A 16,770-nucleotide genomic window follows, 5' to 3' on the forward strand; every position below is an offset into this window, starting at 1 on the left:
ATGCTGAGCGCATCATCACTCTATGCTGCCATCGATTTAGGATCGAACAGCTTTCATATGTTGGTGGTGCGCGAAGTGGCTGGCAGTATCCAGACCATTGCCCGCATCAAGCGTAAGGTTCGCCTGGCTGCCGGGCTTGATGCCAGCCACCATCTCTCGGAAGAGGCGATGGAGCGTGGCTGGCAGTGCCTGCGGCTGTTCTCCGAGCAGCTGCAGGATATCCCACCGCAGCAGATCCGCGTCGTCGCCACCGCCACCCTGCGTATTGCCTCAAACGCCGGTGAATTCCTCGTAAAAGCTGAGAAAATCCTGGGTTGCCCGGTCAATGTGATCAGCGGTGAGGAGGAAGCTCGCCTGATTTATCAGGGCGTCGCGCATACCACCGGCGGTTCGGATAAGCGACTGGTGGTGGATATCGGCGGCGGCAGCACCGAGCTGGTCACCGGCAAGGGTTCGCAGGCCACTACGCTGTTCAGCCTGTCGATGGGCTGCGTGACCTGGCTGGAGCGCTATTTTACCGATCGTCATCTGGGTAAAGAGAATTTCGAACAGGCCGAACAGGCCGCGCGGGCGATGATCCGGCCGGTGGCCGGTGCGCTGCGCGAACAGGGCTGGCAGGTTTGCGTCGGGGCTTCCGGCACCGTTCAGGCGCTGCAGGAAATTATGATGGCGCAGGGCATGGATGAGCGTATTACGCTGAGTAAGCTTCAGCAGCTCAAACAGCGCGCCATCCAGTGCGGCAAACTGGAAGAGCTGGAGATTGAGGGGCTGACCCTTGAGCGCGCGCTGGTTTTCCCGAGCGGCTTATCCATTCTCATCGCCATCTTTAATGAACTGAATATTACCAGCATGACGCTGGCCGGCGGCGCACTGCGCGAAGGATTGGTTTACGGCATGCTGCACCTGCCGGTGGATCGCGATATTCGCAACCGCACGCTGCATAATATCCAGCGCCGTTTTGCTATCGATCCCGAGCAGGCTGACCGCGTGCGTCAGTTAGCCGATACCTTCGCCCGCCAGGTGGGGCAGAGCTGGAAGCTGGACGATCGCAGCCGTGAACTGTTGGATAGCGCCTGCCTGATCCATGAAATTGGTTTAAGCGTGGATTTCCGCCAGGCTCCGCAGCACTCCGCATATCTGGTGCGCCATCTCGATCTGCCAGGCTTTACCCCCGCGCAGAAAAAGCTGCTGGCAACGCTGCTGCAAAATCAGGTCAACAGCATCGATTTGGCGCTGTTAAGCCAGCAGAATGCCGTGCCGCCGCGCGTGGCTGAACGGCTTAGCCGCCTGCTGCGTCTGGCGATCATTTTTGCCAGCCGCCGCCGCGATGACACGCTGCCTGCGGTCCGTTTGCAGGCAGATGAGGACAACCTGACGCTGACGCTGCCGCAGGGCTGGCTGGATGCCCATCCTCTGCGCGCTGAGCTGCTGGAGCAGGAAGCACACTGGCAGAGCTATGTGCACTGGTCATTAGTCATTAGTCATTAATTAAAATCTACTACGCTCGGTAATGCGGCGTTAATCCGCTTCTATTTCTTCGCTTTATCCAGCATCGCCCGCAACCCGGCCACACGACTCTGGCCGGTTTGCATGCGCTCTTCTGCGCTGACGACTTTCCGCTCCGACTCCCATTTCAGATCATCCTGCGGTAGCTCCAGCAGGAAGCGGCTTGGCTCCGGGCGGATTGATTCACCATACTGACGTCGCTCGCGGCACAGAGTAAACGTCAGCTCCTTCTGCGCACGCGTGATACCCACGTAAGCCAGACGACGCTCCTCTTCAACGTTATTTTCGTCAATGCTGCTCTGATGCGGCAGTAATCCCTCCTCCATGCCCACCAGGAACACGTAGGGGAACTCCAGACCTTTCGAGGCGTGCAGCGTCATTAACTGAACCTGATCTGACTCTTCATCACTTTCACCGCGCTCCATCATGTCGCGCAGCGTAAAGCGCGTAACGACCTGGGTCAGCGTCATGGGTTCGTCGATATCGCTGCCCTCCAGCATTTCCGTCATCCACTGGAACAGGGTATTGACGTTTTTCATGCGCATTTCAGCCGCTTTCGGGCTGCCGGAAGTTTCAAACAGCCAGCTCTCGTAATCGATACCGCGGATCAGATCGCGTACCGCAGCCACCGGCTCGCGCTCCGCCAGCTGCGCTACCTCCCGCAGCCAGTGGGTAAAGCGCTGCAGAGATTCCAGACCGCGCCCGGTCAGAGTCTGGCCGAGCCCCATATCAAAGCTGGCGCTGAACAGGCTTTTATTGCGCTGCATCGCCCACTCGCCCAGTTTTTGTAGCGTAGCCGAACCGATTTCACGCCGTGGCGTATTCACAATGCGCATAAAGGCGCTGTCGTCGTCGGCGTTGGTCAGTACGCGCAGGTAGGCCAGCAGATCCTTGATTTCCGGACGCGAGAAGAATGAGGTGCCGCCGGAGATACGGTAGGGAATGCGGTTCTGCATCAGCATTTTTTCAAACACCCGCGACTGATGGTTGCCGCGATACAGAATGGCGTAGTCTTTATAAGCGGTCTTATTGATAAAGTGATGGGCAATCAGCTCGCCGGTAACGCGTTCCGCTTCGTGATCTTCGTTGTTGGCCGTCACCACCTTCAGCTCCGCGCCGTAGCCCAGCTCGGAGAACAGACGCTTTTCAAACACGTGCGGGTTATTGGCGATCAGGATATTCGCCGCTTTCAGAATGCGTTCCGAAGAGCGGTAGTTCTGCTCCAGCTTGATCACCTGCAGCGCCGGGAAATCTTCCTGAAGCAGCACCAGGTTCTGCGGCCGCGCACCGCGCCAGGAGTAGATCGACTGATCGTCATCCCCCACCACGGTAAAGCGCGCACGGCTACCCACCAGCAGCTTTACCAGCTCATACTGGCTGGTGTTGGTATCCTGATATTCATCCACCAGCAGGTAGCGGATTTTCTGCTGCCAGCGTTCGCGCACTTCCAGATTGCGCTGGAACAGCAGGGTCGGCAGCAGGATCAGATCGTCGAAATCCAGCACGTTGCAGGACTTCAGATGGCGGTCATACAGCGCGTAGCAGTGCGCGAACAGCTTATCGCGCTCCGATAACGCCCCCGCAGCCGCACGCGGCGGATCCATCAGATCGTTCTTCCAGTTGGAGATCGTTGATATCAGCTGCTGCAGCAGGGTTTTATCGTTTTCCAGCCACTCCTCGGTCAGGTCTTTTAACAGCGCCAGCTGATCCTGGTCGTCAAACAGAGAGAAGTTCGATTTCATCCCCAGCGCGGCGTATTCGCGCTTAATAATTTCCAGCCCCAGCGTATGGAAGGTGGAGATCATCAACCCGCGCGCTTCTTTGCGCCCCAGCGTCTGCGCCACGCGCTCTTTCATCTCACGCGACGCCTTGTTGGTAAAGGTCACCGCGGCGATATGGCGCGCCTGATAGCCGCATTCGCGGATCAGGTGGGCAATTTTATTGGTAATGACGCGTGTTTTTCCCGAACCGGCACCAGCCAGTACCAGACAGGGTCCGGTAACAAATTCGACGGCGTGTTGCTGACCAGGATTAAGACGCATAGATAAATCACTCAATGAAATTGCGAGGGAGGAGAAAACAGCGTGGTAGTATATACCCAAAATAATTCGAGTTGCATGAAGGCAGCAAAAGAGTGACAAATCGGTCGGAAACCGATTTGAGCAGCGCTCGCGCTGGCCGAGGGCTGAGCCTCAGGGATGAGGCTCACTAATCCCGATGAGCTGACTGAAGTCAGTGATTAGGGTGAACGAGGGCAGCTAACGCACAGGTAGCTTGAAGTATGACGGGTATTGCCCGCGAAATAACTCTTACTCAAGGTAACAATCATGGCAAAAATGGCAGCAGCACTGCACATTCTGGTAAAAGAAGAGAAACTGGCTCAGGACCTGTTAGCACAGCTGGCTGACGGCGCAGATTTTGAGAAGCTGGCGAAGAAGCACTCTACCTGTCCGTCAGGTAAGAAAGGCGGCCACCTCGGTGAGTTCAAACAGGGCGCAATGGTGCCGGCATTCGATAAAGTGGTGTTCTCCTGCCCGCTGATCGAGCCACAGGGCCCGCTGCACACCCAGTTCGGTTACCACATCATTAAAGTGTTGTACCGCAATTAAAAAAGCGCCAGACGGCGCTTTTTTCGGGCGGATCAGCGATCCGCCCCTACATCGATTTACGCAGAATTAACCCGCTACGGCGATACGTTTCATATCGGTCATGTAGCCACGCAGCTTACGGCCAACCGCTTCGATTTCGTGATGACGAATCGCTTCGTTCACGTCACGCAGCTGAGCGTTATCTACGGTGGTCGCCGTGTTGACGGCTTTGCCCAGATCGCCTGCCTGCAGCGTGGTCATGAACTCTTTCAGCAGCGGTACTGCCGCGTAAGAGAACAGGTAGTTACCGTATTCCGCAGTATCAGAGATAACCACGTTCATTTCGTACAGGCGCTTACGGGCGATAGTGTTAGCAATCAGCGGCAGCTCGTGCAGTGATTCGTAGTAAGCAGACTCTTCGATGATACCGGCAGCAACCATGGTTTCGAATGCCAGCTCAACGCCCGCTTTCACCATGGCGATCATCACAACGCCCTGGTCGAAGTAGTCCTGCTCGGCAATTTTACCTTCGAACTGTGCAGCGTTTTCGAACGCGGTTTTACCGGTCTCTTCACGCCAGCCCAGCAATTTTTTGTCATCGTTTGCCCAGTCAGCCATCATCCCGGAGGAGAACTCACCGGAGATGATATCGTCCATGTGCTTCTGGAACAGCGGGGCCATGATGGTTTTCAGCTGCTCGGACAGTGCGTAAGCACGCAGTTTAGCCGGGTTAGACAGGCGGTCCATCATCAGCGTAATGCCACCTTGCTTCAGGGCTTCGGTGATGGTTTCCCAGCCGAACTGAATCAGTTTTTCTGCGTAGGCTGCATCCGTACCTTCAGCCACCAGCTTGTCGAAGCACAGCAGCGAACCCGCCTGCAGCATACCGCACAGGATGGTCTGCTCACCCATCAGATCGGACTTCACTTCAGCAACGAAGGAGGACTCCAGCACGCCCGCACGGTGACCGCCGGTTGCTGCTGCCCAGGCTTTAGCAATCGCCATGCCTTCGCCTTTTGGATCGTTTTCCGGGTGAACCGCGATCAGCGTTGGCACGCCGAAACCACGTTTGTACTCTTCACGTACTTCAGTACCCGGGCATTTCGGCGCAACCATCACCACGGTGATGTCTTTACGAACCTGCTCGCCCACTTCAACGATGTTGAAACCGTGTGAGTAACCCAGCGCTGCGCCCTCTTTCATCAACGGCTGCACCGCCTGTACCACAGCGGAGTGCTGCTTGTCTGGCGTCAGGTTAACCACCAGGTCGGCCTGTGGGATCAGATCTTCGTAAGTGCCCACTTTGAAGCCATTTTCTGTCGCTTTACGCCATGAAGCACGCTTCTCGGCAATCGCTTCTGCACGCAGAGCGTAAGCAATGTCGAGGCCAGAATCACGCATGTTCAGGCCCTGGTTCAGGCCCTGAGCACCACAGCCAACGATGACGACTTTTTTACCTTTCAGGTAGCTCGCTTCATCAGCAAATTCTTCACGCGCCATAAAGCGGCATTTACCTAATTGCGCCAGCTGGTTGCGCAGGTTCAAAGTGTTGAAATAGTTAGCCATGGGTACTCCGTATGAGGTTGTGATGCGTTTGTCTGTTATCGGGTCTCTCTTTCCGACCCTGTATAAACCCTATCATATGACAGGAAATGCATTGCTGAAATTGATATATTAACAACGTGACGTTGCACTTTTTGCAACATAGCTTTGAGGCCCAAACTGTATGGATCTGCGTGACCTGAAATTGTTTCTCCATCTCGCCGATAGCCGCCATTTTGGCCGCAGCGCAAGGGCGATGCACGTCAGCCCCTCTACGCTGTCACGGCAGATCCAGCGGCTGGAGGAGGACCTCGGGCAGACGCTGTTTTTACGCGATAACCGCACGGTAACCCTGACCGATGCCGGTGAGCGTCTGCGCCAGTTCGCTCAGCAAACGCTGTTGCAGTATCAGCAGATGCGCCACGCCATCGGGCAGAATGGCCCGTCACTGAGTGGTGAACTGCGTCTGTTCTGCTCGGTGACCGCCGCTTACAGCCATCTGCCGCCCATCCTTGATCGCTTCCGCGCCGAGCATCCGCTGGTAGAAATCAAACTGACCACCGGGGACGCCGCCGACGCGGTGGAGAAAGTCCAGACCAATGAGGCCGATATTGCCATCGCCGGGCGGCCAGAAACGCTGCCCGGCAGCATTGGTTTTATGCCGCTCGGGCTGATCCCGCTGGTGCTGATCGCCCCCGCGCTGCCGTGCCCGGTGCGTAGCCAGGCAACGCAGCCGCATCCCGACTGGGCGCAAATCCCATTTATTCTGCCCGCGCAGGGGCCGTCGCGGCGACGCATTGATTTATGGTTCCGCCATCGCCATATCGCGAACCCACTGATTTACGCTACGGTTTCCGGACATGAGGCAATTGTCTCGATGGTGGCGCTGGGGTGCGGCATCGCACTGCTGCCGGATGTGGTGCTGGAGAACAGTCCGGAGCCAATCCGTAACCGTATTCTGGAGCTGGAAGATGTCGAGATGGTGGCACCGTTTGAACTCGGCGTATGCGTACAAAAAAAGCGGCTCACTGAGCCGCTTATTGATGCTTTCTGGAAACTGCTTTAGCCCGCCAGGAAGAAGCGGAAGGCCGGATTATTGGTTTCATCGTGGAAATCATAACCCAGCGCCGCCAGGTGCTCTTCAAACTGCGGCTCGCTGTCGCTCAGCTCAAACGCCGCCAGAACGCGACCGTAGTCAGTACCGTGGCTGCGGTAGTGAAACAACGAGATATTCCAGTGGGTGCCCAGCGTCTGCAGGAAGCGCAGCAGCGCACCGGGCGCCTCCGGGAATTCAAAGCTGAACAGCCGCTCGCGCAGCGGTTTCGACGGTCGCCCGCCGACCATATAGCGCACGTGAAGCTTCGCCATTTCGTCATCGGAGAGATCCACGACTTGATAACCGCCTTCTGACAGCAGCTGCAGGATCTCGTGGCGCTCCTCCATGCCGCGCGTCAGGCGTACGCCAACAAAGATGCAGGCCTCGTCAGCGTTGGCATAGCGATAGTTGAACTCGGTCACCGAACGCCCGCCCAGCAGCTGGCAGAAGCGCAGGAAGCTGCCCTGCTGCTCGGGAATTGTTACGGCCAGTAGCGCTTCACGCTGCTCGCCCAGTTCACAACGCTCGGAAACGTAGCGCAGGCCGTGGAAGTTGACGTTAGCACCGGACAGCACGTGCGCCAGCCGTTCACCCTGGATCTGGTGCTGCTGGATATACTTCTTCATCCCCGCCAGCGCCAGCGCGCCGGAAGGCTCCGCCACCGCACGCACATCATCGAACAGATCCTTCATCGCCGCGCAAATGGCATCGCTGTCGACGGTGATGATGTCGTCAAGATACTCCTGGCACAGCCGGAAGGTCTCGCTGCCGATGCGCTTCACCGCCACGCCTTCGGCAAACAGCCCGACGCGTGGTAGATCGACCGGATGCCCGGCATCCAGCGCCGCCTTCAGGCAGGCTGAGTCTGCCGCCTCCACCGCAATCACTTTGATTTGCGGCATCAACTGTTTGATCAACACCGCCACGCCTGCTGCCAGACCGCCGCCGCCAACCGGTACGAACACGCGGTCAAGATGCGCATCTTGCTGCAGCAGCTCCATCGCCAGTGTGCCCTGCCCGGCAATCACCATCGGATGATCGAAGGGCGGCACAAAGGTGTAACCCTGCTGCTCGGACAGCTCGATGGCTTTCGCTTTCGCTTCATCAAAGTTGGCGCCAAACAGGAAAGCCTCACCGCCAAACGCCCGCACCGCATCAACCTTGATATCTGCAGTGGCGACCGGCATCACAATCAGGGATTTAATTCCTAACTTGCTGGCCGATAACGCTACGCCCTGAGCATGATTGCCCGCCGAAGCGGTAACCACGCCGCGCGCGCGCTGCTCTGCGCTCAGCCCGGCAATCATCGCGTAGGCGCCACGCAGCTTAAAGCTGTGTACCGGCTGGCGATCTTCGCGCTTTACCAGGATGGTATTGCCGAGGCGGGCAGAGATCTTCTCCATCTTTTGCAACGGGGTGACCTGGGCCGCCTCATACACCGGCGCACGCAGCACCGCACGCAGATACTCTGCGCCACTCGGTTGGTCGGATAGCGGTTGCGACTCAGCCATGTTTGTTAGCCTCCCAGCTTACTCTTATCGCGGACGGCACCTTTGTCGGCGCTGGTTGCCAGGGTGGCATAAGCACGCAGAGCAAAGGAAACCTGACGCTCACGACCGTGTGGCGTATAGGCTTCATCCCCACGTGCTTCTTCTTCCAGACGACGGGCGGCCAGTTCATTGTCCGGCACGGCCAGCTGGATACCACGCTGTGGAATATCGATGTTGATGATGTCGCCATCTTTGACCAGCGCGATGGTGCCGCCGCTCGCCGCTTCCGGCGAAGCATGGCCGATTGACAGACCGGAAGTCCCACCGGAGAAACGACCATCGGTGATCAGCGCACAGGCTTTACCGAGGCCCATTGATTTCAGATAGGTGGTCGGATAGAGCATTTCCTGCATACCCGGGCCGCCTTTTGGCCCTTCATAGCGGATAACGACAACGTCACCGGCCACCACTTTACCGCCAAGGATCGCAGCAACCGCATCATCCTGGCTTTCATAGACTTTCGCCGGGCCGCTAAACACCAGGCTGCCTTCATCGACGCCCGCGGTTTTAACGATACAGCCGTTTTCAGCGATGTTGCCGTACAGCACCGCCAGGCCGCCGTCCTGACTGAAGGCGAATTCGCGTGAACGAATGCAGCCTTCCTGACGGTCGTCATCCAGCGTGTCCCAACGGGTATCCTGCGAGAATGCCTGAGTGGTACGAATGCCCGCCGGGCCAGCGCGGAACATTTTCTTCACCGCTTCATCTTTGGTCAGCATGATGTCGTACTGATCCAGCGTTTCACGCAGGCTCAGGCCGAGGATGTTGCGCACGCTGTTGTCCAGCAGTCCGGCGCGGTCCAGCTCGCCGAGGATACCGAGTACCCCACCGGCACGGTGAACGTCTTCCATATGGTATTTCTGCGTGCTTGGCGCCACTTTGCACAGGTGCGGAACCAGGCGCGACAGGCGATCGATGTCGGAGATATCGAAGTCGATTTCGCCTTCCTGCGCGGCAGCCAGCAGGTGCAGAACGGTGTTAGTTGAACCGCCCATGGCGATATCCAGGGTGATGGCGTTTTCAAATGCGGCTCTGCTGGCGATGCTGCGCGGCAGCGCCGTTTCGTCATCCTGCTCGTAGTAACGTTTGGTCAGCTCGACGATGCGGCGGCCAGCATTGAGGAACAGCTCTTTACGGTCAGCGTGCGTCGCCAGCAGCGAGCCGTTACCCGGCTGCGACAGACCCAGCGCTTCGGTCAGGCAGTTCATTGAGTTTGCGGTAAACATCCCTGAACAGGAGCCACAGGTCGGGCAGGCCGAACGCTCAATCTGATCGCTCTCTGCATCGCTGACGTTCGGATTCGCACCCTGGATCATGGCATCGACGAGGTCGAGCTTGATGATTTTATCAGACAGTTTGGTTTTACCGGCTTCCATTGGGCCGCCGGAAACGAAGATCACCGGAATGTTCAGGCGCAGTGACGCCATCAGCATGCCCGGGGTGATTTTGTCACAGTTAGAGATACACACCATGGCATCGGCACAGTGGGCGTTTACCATGTACTCCACGGAGTCGGCGATCAGCTCACGGGATGGCAGAGAATAGAGCATTCCGCCGTGGCCCATGGCGATACCATCATCCACTGCGATGGTGTTGAACTCTTTCGCCACGCCGCCTGAGGCTTCAATTTCCTCAGCAACCAGCTTACCCAGGTCGCGCAGGTGAACGTGGCCCGGTACAAATTGCGTAAAGGAGTTAACCACGGCGATGATCGGCTTACCGAAATCATCATCGGTCATTCCTGTGGCGCGCCAGAGGGCACGGGCACCGGCCATATTGCGCCCGTGAGTGGTGGTGGCGGAACGGTACTTAGGCATGCTCTATACTCCAGAAATCAGATAGTGCGCAGGCGTCAACTGACGCCTGCGAAAAAAACATTATTGTTATGGGTTAACCGGATCCAACCAGCCCCATTTGTCTTCCGTCTCGCCGGTGAACAGGCCGAAGAAGGCAGACTGGATGCGCTCGGTGACCGGGCCGCGTTTACCCGCGCCAACCTGGATACCGTCAACGCTACGTACCGGAGTGATCTCCGCGGCAGTACCGGACATAAACACTTCGTCAGCCAGATACAGCGATTCACGTGACAGCACCTGCTCACGCACTTCGATTCCCATATCCTGCGCCAGTTTGATGATGGCGTCACGAGTAATACCCGGCAGCGCAGAAGAGGTGAACGGCGGAGTGAACAGTATGCCGTCTTTCACTTCAAACAGGTTCTCACCGGCACCTTCTGAGATATAGCCCTGGGTGTCCAGCGCGATCCCTTCCTGGTAGCCGTGGCGGCGCGCTTCGCTACCCACCAGCAGAGAGGAGAGATAGTTACCACCGGCTTTGGCCGCCGTTGGCAGGGTGTTTGGCGCCACGCGGTTCCAGGACGAGACCATCGCATCGATGCCCTGCTCCAGCGCTTCGGCACCGAGGTAGGCGCCCCATGGGAATGCAGCGATGATCACATCAGTTTCATAACCGTCCGGCGGGTTAACGCCCAGGCCCACGTCACCAACAAATACCAGCGGACGAATATAGGCGCTTTTCAGGTTGTTTTTACGCAGGGTAGCGCGGCAGGCTTCCATCAACTCATCAACGCTCAGGCTGACAGGGAAACGATAGATCTTGGCAGAATCACGCAGGCGCTGCATATGTTCACGATGGCGGAAGACTACTGGTCCTTTGTGCGAGTCATAGCAGCGGACGCCTTCAAACACAGAGGTGCCGTAGTGCAGTGCGTGGGACATGACGCTGACCTTAGCGTCTTCCCATTTAACCATCTCGCCATTGAACCAGATAAAGTCTGCTTTCTTCGTCATTCTTGTTTCCTTGCGCGCTTATGCGCGGATTTGTTGTGTTGTTAATTGTTGGGTCTGAACGCATGCAACGTCCATCAGTTTACTCAACTGCGTTGACAGTAAATCGACAGAGCGCTGGCTGGCAACGGTCATCTCAATATTAATATTGTCACTGTTGACTAACGACGCCATGTTCATCGCGCAGACCTGAAAGCCACGGTGACGCACGACGCGCAAAATGCGCTCCAGTATTTCCGGGCGAAAGCGCGCTTCGATAGACAATTGATGCTGCATCATGAGGTTTTCTCCATCATTTGTTCGTTGCTGGCACCAGGCGGTACCAGAGGCCAGACGTTCTCAAGCTCGTCGATGGCGACGTGGAGCATGTATGGCCCTTCACTGTGCAGCAAAGCGTCTAATGCGGCGTCGACCTGGTCTTTACGGGTAATGCGCTGGCCCGGGATATCAAAAGCGCGAGCCAGCATCAGGAAGTCCGGGTTATCGGACAGATTGGTTTCGCTGTAACGCTCGGCGAAGAACAGCTGCTGCCACTGGCGAACCATGCCAAGGCGCTGGTTATCAAGCAGCACAATTTTAACCGGCAGCTGTTTACGCTTAATGGTGCCAAGCTCCTGCACGTTCATCATGAAGGAACCGTCGCCGGAGACGCAGATAACGGTGTCGTCCGGGCGGGCAACCTGTGCACCCACTGCGGCTGGCAGGCCAAAGCCCATGGTGCCCAGACCGCTGGAGGTGATAAAGTTTTCCGGGCGGTTAAAGCTCATATGCTGCGCGGCCCACATCTGGTGCTGACCCACATCGGTGGTCACTACTGCACTTTGCGGTTTACGGTCTGACAACTGTTTCAAAAACAGCGGAGCAAAAATCGCCTCGCCCGGATGGTCGTAGCGCCAGCCGCTTTCGGCTTTCAGGGCCTTCACTTCTTCACGCCACGCCTGAATCTCAACCGGCTGATACAGGTCTGGCAGCAGCTTATTCAGGTCGCCCTGCAGGCCAACGTGCGCGCGGCGCAGTTTGTGTAGCTCAGCCGGGTCGATATCCAGATGGATCACGCTGGCATGCGGCGCGAAGGTGTCCAGCTTACCGGTTACGCGATCATCAAAGCGCGCGCCTACGGCAATCAGCAGGTCACACTGCTGAACGGCAATATTGGCGGCTTTAGTACCGTGCATGCCCAGCATGCCGAGGTAGCAGGCGTCTTCAGCATCCGGCGTGCCCAAACCTTTCAGAGTGGCAACGGTTGGAATACCGGTCTCTTTAGCGAAAGCGCGCAGGGCGTGAACGGCATCCGCCATCCCGACACCGCCACCCACGTATAGGATCGGTTTTTTTGACTGAGCCAGCAGGTTACGCGCCTGCTGCAATTCAGCGTGCGGGTGCGCCAGCTCCTGCTCTACCGGCAGCAGATGCGCGCTCAGCTCACCGCATGCCAGCTGGATATCCTTAGGGATATCGACCAGTACCGGGCCAGGGCGGCCTGATTTGGCGATGGCGAAGGCCTCTGCCATCACGATCGGTAACTCTTCGAGAGATTCAACGAGGAAACTGTGCTTGGTACAGGCCAGTGACAGGCCGAGCACGTCGATCTCCTGGAAGGCATCGGTGCCCATCACCGCGGAGGAGACCTGCCCGGTGATGGCGACAATCGGCACCGAGTCCAGCATGGCATCAGCCAGGCCGGTGATCAGGTTGGTGGCCCCCGGTCCGGAAGTGGCGATACAGACGCCGACTTTGCCAGTCGCGCGAGCGAATCCGATCGCCGCCATCGCCGCACCCTGCTCGTGGCGGCACAGTAGGTGTTCGACACCGCCGTCATAGAGCGCGTCATAGACCGGCATGATTGCACCACCCGGGTAGCCGAAAACTGTTTCGACACCCTGTGCACGCAAAGCTTGAACCACCCACTGAGCACCATTCATAGTTATTTCCCCGCCCTCTGCTTGGAACAACAGCATATTATTCTACTGTTCATCTTCTGTTCCTCTCTCGTTAATGCCCTGCAAAAAAAAACCCCCGGACCTTTCGGTGCGGGGGTTCTTTCGAAATCAGGCTTGATTTTTAAGCCTTTCTTTCTCCGAGCGTAGCCCCGCACGGCGTGATAATAATCACGACGACGTTAATAATGACTAGGCTGACGACTCGTAGAAGGGCTTTCATTTGGATACTTAAAATTCGCTTGTTCGAAGTAATGCCTACAGAGTTATCACAGTTTTAGGTTCTGATTCAACTTTTTTCATCATTTAATTTTATGCGGGCAGCCACAGATTCAGAAAAAATTATGGTTTTTCAGTCAATAAGCAAAAGCTGAATGTTTTTCATTAATCACCGGGCGCGATGGCTTCATCTCGCTGCTGAGAAAATAGTCGAGTCCGATCGCAAGGCAATGTTTCTGGCAGTCGAGCCGGGCAAAAACTTTACGGTGCGGCGCGCAAATTCCGTCTTTGCCCGTCGCCGCAAAAAAGCCGGGGGCGCAAAATAGCCGCAACAAGGAGAGTTTATGTCGTTATCTGTTGCCTACACCCGCGCTGCAATCGGCATTCAGGCGCCGCTGGTCACTGTAGAAGTCCACATTAGCAATGGGTTGCCTGCGCTGTCGCTGGTCGGGCTGCCAGAAACCACCGTCAAGGAAGCGCGCGATCGGGTACGCAGCGCAATCCTTAATAGCGGGTTCACCTTCCCGGCTAAGCGTATCACCGTCAATCTGGCGCCTGCTGACCTGCCAAAAGAGGGGGGGCGTTACGATCTTCCCATCGCTATCGCTATTCTCGCCGCTTCTGAGCAGATCCCTGCGGAAAAGCTCACCCGCTATGAGTTCCTCGGCGAACTGGCCCTGACAGGCGCGCTACGCGGCATACAGGGTGCGATTCCCGCCGCAGTGGCCGCGCTGGATGCCCGGCGACAGCTGATCCTCTCGGCCTACAATGAAAATGATGTCGGCCTGATCCAGCATGGCGAGAGCCTGATTGCGACTCACCTGCTGGAGGTTTGTGCTTTTTTGCACGATAAAGGGAAGTTGGAGCACGCCCGCTGCGAGCATCAACCCTCCCCAGCCGAAACGCACGACCTGAATGAAATTATTGGCCAGGAGCAGGCCAAGCGAGCGCTGGAGGTCACAGCGTCTGGCGGCCATAATCTGCTGCTGATTGGACCACCGGGGACGGGAAAAACAATGCTGGCATCGCGGCTTAGTGGTCTGATGCCGCCTCTAAGCGATCGTGAGGCCCTTGAGAGTGCAAGTGTAGCCAGTCTCGTGAATAGCGGCGATCTACGCCGTCAGTGGCGCCAGAGGCCTTTCCGCTCCCCTCATCACAGCGCTTCGCTGTATGCGTTAGTGGGCGGTGGCTCTTTGCCGAAGCCCGGGGAGATCTCGCTGGCGCATAACGGCGTGCTGTTTCTGGATGAGCTACCGGAATTTGAGCGGCGCGCGCTGGATGCATTACGTGAGCCGCTGGAGTCAGGGGAGATCAGTATTTCCCGGGCCAAAGCAAAGATTACCTATCCGGCACGTTTTCAATTGATAGCCGCCATGAACCCAAGCCCGACCGGACACTATCTTGGTTCGCACAACCGCTGCTCTCCACAGCAGACGCTGCGCTATCTCAGTCGCCTGTCTGGCCCTTTCCTTGACCGCTTTGATTTATCGCTGGAGGTGCCCCTTCTGCCTCCGGGAACATTGAGTCATCAACGTACTGACAGTGAGTCAAGCCAGCAGGTAAGAGAGCGCGTGCTGGCCGCACGAAATTGTCAGTACGCACGCTGCGGTAAAGTGAATGCCCTAATGAATAACCCAGAAATCCAGCATTACTGTACACTTACCCGAGAGGATGCCGAATGGCTGGAACAGGTGCTGAATCATTTGGGGCTGTCGGTACGGGCGTGGCAGCGCATACTGAAAGTGGCGCGGACTATTGCCGATCTGGCAGGCGAGCAGGAGATTAACCGGGAACATCTGACTGAAGCTGTAAGCTACCGTGGGATCGATCGTTTAATGATACATCTGCAAAATAACCTGGAATGATGGCAACGAAAAAGGGGCCGAAGCCCCTTTTGTCTTAATCGTCACTATCTGTATAGTCTTCAACACCTTCCATCTGCGGCTTGCCGCCTGAAAGGGTGTGGAAACGTTTAGGACGTTTGATTCGAGTCATATACTTTGACCAGACTTTCTCTGCCTCAGTGTGCGGCTCACGCACACCACGGCACACCTCAATAAACAGACGCTCTTCTTCCGTCGTTGGCTCACGCTTTGCCAGGTCCAACTCGTTAAAAGCGTAACCATAACGCTCAAGAAGTTGGGCTTCTTTGATGGTGAAATCGCCGTGACGGGAGAACCCGCGAGGGTAATGTTTGTTATCAAAAAAACGATTCGTTGTTGCGAAGCTTTCCGCCATTTTACACGCTCCTAACTCTTTTATGGCCGTGCTATTTATGGCGCGGAGTATTAGATAGGCTTGACAGAGTGTAAAACAAAACATTTAAATCATAACGACAAATGTTTTTTAGGAGATGGATGTGGATACGGAATTACTGAAGACCTTTCTTGAAGTGAGCAGAACTCGCCACTTTGGACGTGCCGCTGAAGCACTCTATCTCACGCAATCTGCTGTAAGTTTTCGCATCAGGCAGCTTGAAAACCAGCTGGGTGTAAACCTGTTTACCCGCCACCGCAATAACATCAGGCTGACGTCTGCAGGCGAGCGACTCCTCCCCTATGCAGAAAGCCTGATGAGCACCTGGCTGATGGCCAAGAAAGAGGTGGCGCATACACAGCAGCATCACGAGCTGTCGATAGGGGCAAGTGCTTCCATGTGGGAAGCGTACCTGACGCCGTGGCTACAAACCCTGTATGAGAACCGTGAGAGCCTGCATTTAGAGGCACGAGTCGCTCAGCGCCATTTACTGGTCAAGCAACTGCACGAGCGGCAGCTGGACCTGTTAATTACTACTGAAGCACCGAAAATGGACGAGCTGACCAGCCAGCAGATTGGCCATATTTCTCTGACTTTGTTCCGGTCGCGAAAATCGGAGAAAAAAGAGAAATATGACTATATTAAGCTGGAGTGGGGTGCTGATTTCCATCAGCATGAAAGCTATCTGGCAGGGGCAGACGACGTGCCAGTGCTGACGACAACTTCTGCACATTTAACCCGTCAACTGCTGCACACTACCGGAGCCTGCGCATTTTTACCTGAGGTCTGGGGTAAAGAGTACAGCGATTTAATGGTGATCCCGGACACGGCTGTTGTCTCCCGACCGCTGTATGCGGTGTGGTTAGAAAACAGCGATCAGCAGGCCTATATTCGCCAGCTGATAAAATTCCCGGTGAATATTAAAGCATAAATCGTTGTTAAAACGCACAAAAGGGTCAGCTTGCTGGCCTTTTTTTATGGGGAAATTGGGGGAATAACGCACAGGGCAGGAATTTTAGACAAAAAAAATCCTTTGCCGAAGCAAAGGATTGTTTTTATTTGGCAGGGGCGGAGAGACTCGAACTCCCAACACCCGGTTTTGGAGACCGGTGCTCTACCAATTGAACTACGCCCCTAAAAGGGTGGCGGAACGGACGGGGCTCGAACCCGCGACCCCCTGCGTGACAGGCAGGTATTCTAACCAACTGAACTACCGCTCCACCGATTCTGTACTGAATTCAGACTGCGTCTGACTTCAGGTGTTTCGCC

At 56.4% G+C, this 16,770-nt stretch carries 14 protein-coding genes and 2 tRNA genes; 5 read left to right on the plus strand and 11 right to left on the minus strand.

Translation table 11 applies throughout. The annotated features are described in order from the left end of the window. Nucleotides 1-1,488 (plus strand): exopolyphosphatase, encoded by a 1,488-nt coding sequence (gene ppx, locus ID864_RS22050; RefSeq protein ID WP_062818053.1) that lies wholly within the window; start codon nucleotides 1-3, stop codon nucleotides 1,486-1,488. 41 nt (nucleotides 1,489-1,529) lie between these two features. Here ppx and rep read toward each other — a convergent pair whose 3' ends face one another. Then, nucleotides 1,530-3,548, minus strand: coding sequence for a DNA helicase Rep (gene rep / locus ID864_RS22055; protein WP_048914342.1), 2,019 nt, complete (start codon nucleotides 3,546-3,548; stop codon nucleotides 1,530-1,532). A gap of 285 nt (nucleotides 3,549-3,833) precedes the next feature. Here rep and ppiC point away from each other — a divergent pair, with 285 nt between their 5' ends. Beyond that, a complete protein-coding gene (ppiC, locus tag ID864_RS22060; RefSeq protein ID WP_048914341.1) occupies nucleotides 3,834-4,115 on the plus strand; it encodes a peptidylprolyl isomerase PpiC in 282 nt (93 codons plus the stop codon). Between the two features lie 66 nt (nucleotides 4,116-4,181). On the opposite strand, the gene ilvC is transcribed toward ppiC, so the two are convergent. Further along, nucleotides 4,182-5,660, minus strand: a complete 1,479-nt coding sequence (ilvC, locus tag ID864_RS22065) for a ketol-acid reductoisomerase (protein WP_048914340.1) — start codon at nucleotides 5,658-5,660, stop codon at nucleotides 4,182-4,184. Between the two features lie 160 nt (nucleotides 5,661-5,820). Here ilvC and ilvY point away from each other — a divergent pair, with 160 nt between their 5' ends. Continuing rightward, nucleotides 5,821-6,702, plus strand: coding sequence for an HTH-type transcriptional activator IlvY (gene ilvY / locus ID864_RS22070; protein ID WP_048914339.1), 882 nt, complete (start codon nucleotides 5,821-5,823; stop codon nucleotides 6,700-6,702). On the opposite strand, the gene ilvA is transcribed toward ilvY, so the two are convergent. The 6 genes from ilvA to ilvL form a co-directional block, all read right to left on the minus strand. Further along, nucleotides 6,699-8,243 (minus strand): threonine ammonia-lyase, biosynthetic, encoded by a 1,545-nt coding sequence (gene ilvA, locus ID864_RS22075; RefSeq protein WP_048914338.1) that lies wholly within the window; start codon nucleotides 8,241-8,243, stop codon nucleotides 6,699-6,701. The genes ilvY and ilvA overlap by 4 nt on opposite strands. A gap of 5 nt (nucleotides 8,244-8,248) precedes the next feature. After that, nucleotides 8,249-10,099, minus strand: a complete 1,851-nt coding sequence (ilvD, locus tag ID864_RS22080; protein WP_048914337.1) for a dihydroxy-acid dehydratase — start codon at nucleotides 10,097-10,099, stop codon at nucleotides 8,249-8,251. A gap of 66 nt (nucleotides 10,100-10,165) precedes the next feature. Next, nucleotides 10,166-11,092: a branched-chain amino acid transaminase gene (locus tag ID864_RS22085; RefSeq protein WP_048914336.1), complete on the minus strand. Its 927-nt coding sequence runs from the start codon at nucleotides 11,090-11,092 to the stop codon at nucleotides 10,166-10,168. An 18-nt stretch (nucleotides 11,093-11,110) separates the two neighbouring features. Next, nucleotides 11,111-11,368: an acetolactate synthase 2 small subunit gene (ilvM, locus tag ID864_RS22090; RefSeq protein ID WP_048914335.1), complete on the minus strand. Its 258-nt coding sequence runs from the start codon at nucleotides 11,366-11,368 to the stop codon at nucleotides 11,111-11,113. Continuing rightward, entirely contained in the window at nucleotides 11,365-13,011 is a 1,647-nt protein-coding gene (gene ilvG, locus ID864_RS22095; RefSeq protein ID WP_048914344.1) for an acetolactate synthase 2 catalytic subunit, read from the minus strand. The genes ilvM and ilvG overlap by 4 nt, the downstream gene beginning before the upstream one ends. Before the next feature lie 139 nt (nucleotides 13,012-13,150). After that, nucleotides 13,151-13,249, minus strand: a complete 99-nt coding sequence (gene ilvL, locus ID864_RS22100) for an ilv operon leader peptide (RefSeq protein WP_071822090.1) — start codon at nucleotides 13,247-13,249, stop codon at nucleotides 13,151-13,153. A 340-nt stretch (nucleotides 13,250-13,589) separates the two neighbouring features. Between ilvL and ID864_RS22105 the strand changes: the two genes are divergently transcribed. Then, on the plus strand, nucleotides 13,590-15,110 hold the full coding sequence (locus tag ID864_RS22105) for a YifB family Mg chelatase-like AAA ATPase (protein ID WP_048914334.1): 1,521 nt from the start codon (nucleotides 13,590-13,592) through the stop codon (nucleotides 15,108-15,110). A 34-nt stretch (nucleotides 15,111-15,144) separates the two neighbouring features. Here the strand turns inward: ID864_RS22105 and ID864_RS22110 are convergent, their stop codons facing one another. Further along, nucleotides 15,145-15,483, minus strand: a complete 339-nt coding sequence (locus ID864_RS22110; protein ID WP_048914333.1) for a DUF413 domain-containing protein — start codon at nucleotides 15,481-15,483, stop codon at nucleotides 15,145-15,147. Between the two features lie 121 nt (nucleotides 15,484-15,604). Here ID864_RS22110 and hdfR point away from each other — a divergent pair, with 121 nt between their 5' ends. Continuing rightward, nucleotides 15,605-16,432 (plus strand): HTH-type transcriptional regulator HdfR, encoded by an 828-nt coding sequence (gene hdfR / locus ID864_RS22115; RefSeq protein ID WP_048914343.1) that lies wholly within the window; start codon nucleotides 15,605-15,607, stop codon nucleotides 16,430-16,432. 129 nt (nucleotides 16,433-16,561) lie between these two features. On the opposite strand, the gene ID864_RS22120 is transcribed toward hdfR, so the two are convergent. Both ID864_RS22120 and ID864_RS22125 read right to left on the minus strand, forming a co-directional pair. After that, nucleotides 16,562-16,637 (minus strand) — tRNA-Trp (locus tag ID864_RS22120). Nucleotides 16,638-16,644: 7 nt separating this feature from the next. Next, a tRNA-Asp gene (locus ID864_RS22125) sits at nucleotides 16,645-16,721 on the minus strand. Nucleotides 16,722-16,770 lie beyond the last annotated feature (49 nt).

The organism is Erwinia aphidicola (assembly GCF_014773485.1).
GTDB lineage: Bacteria > Pseudomonadota > Gammaproteobacteria > Enterobacterales > Enterobacteriaceae > Erwinia > Erwinia aphidicola.